The sequence below is a fragment of the uncultured Brachyspira sp. genome (assembly GCF_949287625.1).
Taxonomy (GTDB): Bacteria; Spirochaetota; Brachyspiria; order Brachyspirales; family Brachyspiraceae; genus Brachyspira.
Map to the genome: position 1 here is coordinate 1 of NZ_CASEGO010000128.1, position 7,270 is coordinate 7,270.

Sequence of the window (7,270 nt, forward strand, 5' to 3'; positions counted from 1 at the left end):
TACCCGTAAAACAACAACATTCTACACAGCCCAAATGGATAAAGCTGGTAATATGTATTATGGTCAAATGGATATCACATTTGAAAAAGGCACAGTAGTAACAGGCTCATCATCAATAGATATCCTTGGAGAAGGCGATGTAGCTTCTAAATATACAAAACTTTCTCAGCTTGCACAGTTTACTAATGCAGACGGCAGAATGGTGCTTGATAATACACAAGAAATAAGCATTTATGCAGGTAACGGTAATGTTGCAAAAGTAACTCTTGAAGGCAGTGACACAATAGCTGACTTAGAAAACAAATTAACATCAGCGTTAGTAGACCAGCTTGGCATGGGTGCAGATGAAACAAATCCTAATGCTACAGAGATTAATAAAAACCTTGTAAAATTTGTAGAAACACCAGGAAGCGGTGACAGAGCAGTTCAAGGCACATTTGTAATTCAAGGTGCTGTATTAGGTGAAGATTCTAACCTTACATTTGTAGGTGATGAAGGCGTACTTAATGCATTAGGAGTTACACAAATTCAAGCAGCAAGTGACTCAGCATTAAATGTAAGAGTTCAGGATGCTCACACAGGTGCATTTATCGGTGAAGATACAGTAACAGATGGCAGACTTCGCAATGTAATAGAAGGAGTTGATATTGATATTAAACCATCATCAGCTGCAAATATAACATTTGATACAAACAGTAATACAATGGTATTTAGTGCAAAAGGTGAGCCTGAAGTTGCATATCTGCACATCAAAGATAATGCAACAGTAGCAGCAATAGGTGCTAACGAAGGCCAGACATTAGATATATCTATTGGCAGGCTTGATACTAAATCTATGGGAATAGATGGTGTTAATGTTGCAACATTTGATGATGCACAAAAATCTATTACAAAACTTGACATGGCGCTTGAACAAATTTCAAAAGCAAGAGCAACAGCTGGTGCTCAAATGAACAGATTAGAGTACACAATAAACAACTTAAATACAACTAGAGAAAACATGGTAGCAGCAGAAAGTCGTATCCGTGACTTAGATATAGCTCAAGCATCAAGTGATTTAGCAGCACAGCAAGTGCTTATGCAGTCAGCTACAGCAATGCTTGCGCAGGCTAACCAAATCCCAAGCTATGCAATGCAGTTATTAGGTTAATATAAATAGAGGGTATGGCTTTAAAGCCAGCCCTCAACTAGACCTATATGTAAAACATAGGGGATAAGTTTTTAATGCGCAAAAAGGCAGGTGATTTATGGGTAATATATTTAAAGTATCATCTATTGATACACAGTTACGCGATACACCAGATAATCCCGTGCCCCATAACAAAAAAGAAATGGAGCGAGCTAAAAATGACAGCAATGCCAGTTTTAGCGATATTTATGAAGTAAGGCAGCAGTGTTTAAATTTTAATAAAGCATGCTTACTCAGTAAAACTGAAAGTATTGCATCTATCCGTAAAGAAATGCAGAATATGGTGCATAATATTAAGTTTTCTGGAATGTTCATTATCAAAGATATCTCTTTTAATGAACAGATACAGGCACGGCAGCTTTTAGAAAGCTGACTTATATTCTTTTCATATGCGTCCTTCTACTTAAAAAGGTAGGTAAGCTTCACTAACTATATGTGGGGCAACATAAATTATTAAACTGCTCCTTTTAAAACAGGAGCAGTTTTTTTATAAAATTATTGAATATAAATATGTTATATGATATGGTAAAAAATATTATAAAAGTATTTATTATTTATAAAAGTTATAGTATTATATTTAAGTATAATGGGGTGTATTATGAAAACATATTCAGACCTTATCCAGCTTCTTCAATCAAAAGGGTTTTCAGCAGAAGAAGCGGAAAGTTTTGTGAAAATTGAAAAAAATATGAAAGGTGCATCAGGAGCTGATAATTCTGCAGAATGCGGCGATGATGTTTACTCTTTTTATGAAAGCCGTTCAATGCTTGAGATAGACCCAACAAAAGCCTGGTAAGTTATATAAACTGCAAGGTATAAAAATATTCAGTATTATTTAAGCAGATAATACCGTCTTGGTAGTAAAACTTAAATTATTAGTTATATTCTTTTTTTAATTCATATTTTCTTATAATAATCTAATATTATTCTTATGCAATCTGCTTGTAAAACTTATTTTTTTATGCTAAATTTAATATTATTCTGTAACACTAAGTATTTTTTATGTAATTAATATATATGTATTTGTTTTAGTAATAAATAAGCTGATAACAGCTTAAAAAGAGGTGTTATATGAAGAAAATATTTTATGCAGTATTAATGGTTTTACTGCTTGCAGGGCTTTTTGGCTGCAAGGGTAATAATCAGGTATCAAAAGAGGCAGATATGAGTAATGGAGATTTAGCAAAAATCATTATTGCCCATCGTGGTGCAAGCGGGTATCTTCCAGAGCATACTCTTGCATCAAAAGCATTGGCTTATCAAATGGGTGTGCCATTTTTAGAGCAGGATTTAGCCATGACAAAAGACAATCATCTTGTAGTGATTCATGACCATTTTCTTGACAGAGTTACAGATGTGGCTGATAAATTTCCTGGCAGAACAAGAGCTGACGGCAGATATTATGTGATAGATTTTACACTTGATGAAATAAAAAGTTTAAATTTTATGGAAGGTTTCACTGTAACTGATGGAAAGCGTGTGCAGGACTATCCAGGCAGATTTCCAATGGGTAAATCAACTTTTGAAATACATACATTTGAAGAAGAAATAGAATTTATTCAAGGCTTAAACAAAACATTTGGCAAAGATGTAGGCTTATATGTTGAAACAAAAGCTCCATGGTTTCATAAACAGGAAGGCAAAGATATTTCTAAAGCAACATTAGAAGTATTAAAAAAATACGGCTATACCACAAAAGACAGCAATGTATACTTCCAAACATTTGATTTCCCTGATTTAGTATATGTGAAAGAAAAATTAATGCCAGATATGAGTATGGATTTAAAAACAGTTATGCTTTTTGCAGAAAATTCATGGAATGAAACTTATGAACAGCAGGCTGACGGCTCATGGGTGCCATTTGATTTTGATAAACTTAGAACGCATGAAGGTATGGCTCTTGTGGCTAAATATGCAGATGGAGCAGGTCCAAGTAATGATATGGTTATTGACGGGGCAGCCTCTAAAAAAGGAAATATAGTTATAACTGATTTTGTAAAACTTGCCCATGATAATAAAATGGTTGTTCACCCATATACTGTTAGAAAAGATAAACTGCCAGCTTATGTGGATAATGTAGATGAACTTTATGAAGCAATCTTATATCAGGCAGGAGCTGACGGTTTGTTTACAGATTTTCCAGATTTAGGGCTTAATTTTGTAAGAAATCATAAATAATTGTGATACAATATAAATCTTAATAAATCTTATGCAGGCAGATAAATCATCTGCCTGTTTTTTTGTTATACTCAGTTTTTGCCTGATTTAAGAAAGTATAATTATATTTGTTTTTATGTAATTCTATTAAATAGTTTTATATAGAAGTTTGTTTAAAAATTGTTAAATTATAATTAGCTATTGATAAAATATATCATATATAATATATTAATAATGTAAAATGGAGATATTATATATGTTTAGTTTTTTGAAGAAAAAAGGTATTGATACTTCCGATACAAAAGATAGTATTAAATTAGAGAGTTTAGCATCAAAACCAGAAAACAATAAAAATATAAATATGATGGTTAGTGCTTTAAAAAATGCAGTAGATAATGAAAACAATTATAATATAGGTATTACAGGCTCTTATGGTTCTGGAAAAAGTAGTATAATTAAATCATATGAAAAGCAAAACAATAAGAATTTATTATATATATCATTAGCAATATTAAATGAAAATGATAATAATGATACAAATAATAGTCAAGATGTTTCACCATTAGAAGAAAGACTGGAAAAGGCAATTGTTAACCAAATTGTTCACCAGATAGACCCAAAATATATTCCGCAGTCATTTTTAAAATCTAAAAAAGAAAAAAATTATGTTTCAAATGCAGTATTTATGTCTATTGGAATATTGCTGTTATTGTTAAATATTCCTGCAAGTTATAATTATATTGCAAACATAATACCTGATACATTTTTATTGAATTTAATAGAAAAACTAAGAGGATATCTTTTTGTTGGTCTTATAGCTTATGTTATGATTTTATTATACTATATACCAAAAAAATATAATTTTTCATCTATTGTTAAAATTAAATCAGAGTTTTATGAAGTAGAAGCAAATACAAATGAAAATACTAATAATAGCTATTTTGATAAACATTTAGACGATATTCTATACTGTATTAGTCAGAGTAAATGCGATGCAATTGTTTTTGAAGATATTGATAGATTTAATAATCAAGAAATATTTATCAAACTTAAAGAAATCAATAATCTATTAAATAATAGACATATATTTGGTAAATCCAATATTTGTAAAAAAATACCATTTATATATGCTATGAATGACGATTTATTTAAAAGTAATGATAAAACTAAATTTTTTGATGTTGTTATCCCTGTTATTCCATATATTAATGGTGATAATTCAGCAGAAACATTTGATACTCTTTTTAAAAATAAGGAAAAAATAAAACCTGATAGTGTTGTATTAAGTATATTATCTCATTATATTACAGATATGAGATTACTTAAGAATATATATAATGAATATATAATATATATAGGTATATTAGGTAGTAATAATAAGTTTCAACAACATGATTATAATCAATTATTTTCATTAATTGTATATAAAAATTTATATCCAACTGATTTTAGTGATTTGCAATTTAACAAAGGAAATTTATATAATGTAATCAATTCACGAAGTAAGATAGTTAAAGAACAAAGGCAGAACTTAGTTGCACAAATTAATAAAATAGAAGAAGAAATTAAAAAAATAGGAAATGAGCATTTGAAAGATATTAAAGAGTTACAAACTTTATTTTTAAGATTACCATCATCATTCATTTATCGTTCAAATGTCACAATTAAAGACTATTATCAAAATGTAGAAATTGAAAATCTCACTATAAAAAATAATGAATATATGGAAAGAGAAAAATGGCTTGTTGATGGCAAAGAAAATAAGCTTAAAGAATTACAAATCCAGCTTAATGATAGTAATAATAAATTGAATAATTTATCTATAACTAAACTATCTAATATTATAACAAGTGAAATTGATATTAAACAATTTGTAGATGTTAATGATGATATAAATGATAATCATTTGCAATTTATAAGAATACTGCTTGTTAATGATTTTGTAAATGAAGATTATAAAAGATATTTATCACACTTTCATCAGGGAAACACATCCGATAAGGATAAAAATTTCATTAATTCTGTATATGCTAAGGAGCAACCTAAATATGATGAAGAATTAGATAATATTGAGTGGATTATATCTAAAATTAATCCAGAAACATTAGACAATAATTTTGCAGTATTGAATTATTCTTTATTATACTATTTATTAGAAAATTATAATAATAATGAACTAAATAAACTGTATATTAAGATATTAGAATTAATAGAAAATTATAGAGGTAAAGAGAAATATATATTTATTATAGGGTTTTATACATACTGTTTAGATAAAGAGTTAATAAAAAATAAAGATTTACTTAATGATTTATATAAACATAAGCCAGAATTAGTTTCTGATATATTTTTATATAAAACTCCTATCACACCAGATAATTATGCAGTTATTTATTATTCTGTAATAAAAAATAGTAATATTATTGAGATAGATAATATTTACTATAATGAAGATGAAAGTATAAAAAACGAAATATCAGAGTATGTTTCTGCACATAGTGATATTTTTATAAATGATTATATTATAAAAGATACATATTGGAATTATTTAGAAAATTTTAATATAATATTTCAAGATTTAACTCATATATATAAAGATAATCTTGAAGAAGGCAAGTTAGAAAGATTTTTAAGTTATATTTTTCAAAAAGATTTATATAAAGTAAATGAAAATAATATAGATTATCTTGTAAATAATTATTTTAAGTTAAAAGCAAATGAGCCAGTGCAAGATAAATCAGATTATGAAATATATTTACATAATTTATCTTATAAAACAGAAACTTTAAATGAATTTATCAAACTCTTAAATTCCAATAAGATTAATAGTATTAAGTTTGAGTATAGTAAAGATATTGAAAACTTAATAATTAATAATGAAAAAGTTAGTATAGATGATGTGATAACATTTTTAGAAAAGTATGATATTATTATAGATGATATTAGTATAGTAAGAGATGAATTATGGAATGATTTAATAATTAGCCCTAATTTATTAATAAATCCAGTATGGAGCAATATTATTAATTATTATAATAAGTATAAAGATGATAAAGACAAAAAAAGTAATGCAGAAGTACATATAAAAGAATTTTTATTACAACATAAAATGCAGGATAACTTAGATGTTAATTCAAATAAAATTTTATTTACTCTTATTATAGAAAATGAAGTGGAAACAGAAAAATTTTTAAATACTATACAGACTTTTAAACAGTGCGAGAGCATACCAACTGATATTCCAATTAATATAAATAATATGAAAGCACTATTAGAAAATAAAATCTTTGCCCCAACAAAAGAAAATTTTGATATATGCTATAATAAATATAGGGATGCTTTTCACTATTTTATATTGAATAATATTCAATTATATATTGGAAATATAAATTCATATATTATAAGTAAAGAGCAGTTAGAATATATTGTTAATGTAAATAGTATAGATATAGATACTTTATTTATAATAGTGTATCACTATTTTTCTAATAATTCTTATGCTAGTTACAGAGATATAAAAATTAATAATACAGCATTATTAGAGAAAATTTTTACAAGTGAATTAGATAACACTATTAAAATAGCGGTATTTAAAAATAATATAGATGTTATCACTAAAACAGATAGTTTGTTGTTATATAGTTTATCTCATCTGCTGGATAATAATTTATACAATAGAATAAAAAAACTTTTTAACCAGAATTATAAATCTATACGACTATCACAAGAGCAATTTAATGGCTCTAATGATATATTAAACTTGCTAATTGAAAAAAATATATTAGTAAAAAAAGAGCATTCTCAACATATTGAATTATCAATATCGGTAAATTCTAAAAACGATTGCGAAAAAAGTAGTAGATAAAAAAGTGGTTGTTAAATCTCTTTAAATAAAATAATATTTTTTAGCCACAAAAATAAAAT

General features: G+C 26.9%; 5 protein-coding genes. All 5 read left to right on the forward strand.

All coding sequences use genetic code 11. The features are described 5' to 3' along the window. The coding region (locus Q1X91_RS14060; RefSeq protein WP_300758958.1) for a flagellin at positions 1 to 1,150 on the forward strand (1,150 nt) is incomplete at its 5' end. 97 nt (positions 1,151 to 1,247) lie between these two features. After that, the gene (locus tag Q1X91_RS14065) at positions 1,248 to 1,562 is read left to right on the forward strand and encodes a hypothetical protein (protein WP_300758962.1); all 315 of its coding nucleotides are present in this window, start codon (positions 1,248 to 1,250) and stop codon (positions 1,560 to 1,562) included. Between the two features lie 297 nt (positions 1,563 to 1,859). Continuing rightward, entirely contained in the window at positions 1,860 to 1,985 is a 126-nt protein-coding gene (locus Q1X91_RS14070; RefSeq protein ID WP_300758965.1) for a hypothetical protein, read from the forward strand. Between the two features lie 275 nt (positions 1,986 to 2,260). After that, positions 2,261 to 3,367, forward strand: coding sequence for a glycerophosphodiester phosphodiesterase (gene glpQ, locus Q1X91_RS14075; protein ID WP_300758970.1), 1,107 nt, complete (start codon positions 2,261 to 2,263; stop codon positions 3,365 to 3,367). Positions 3,368 to 3,602: 235 nt separating this feature from the next. Then, complete coding sequence (locus tag Q1X91_RS14080) at positions 3,603 to 7,211, forward strand: hypothetical protein (RefSeq protein ID WP_300758974.1); 3,609 nt, start codon at positions 3,603 to 3,605, stop codon at positions 7,209 to 7,211. Positions 7,212 to 7,270 lie beyond the last annotated feature (59 nt).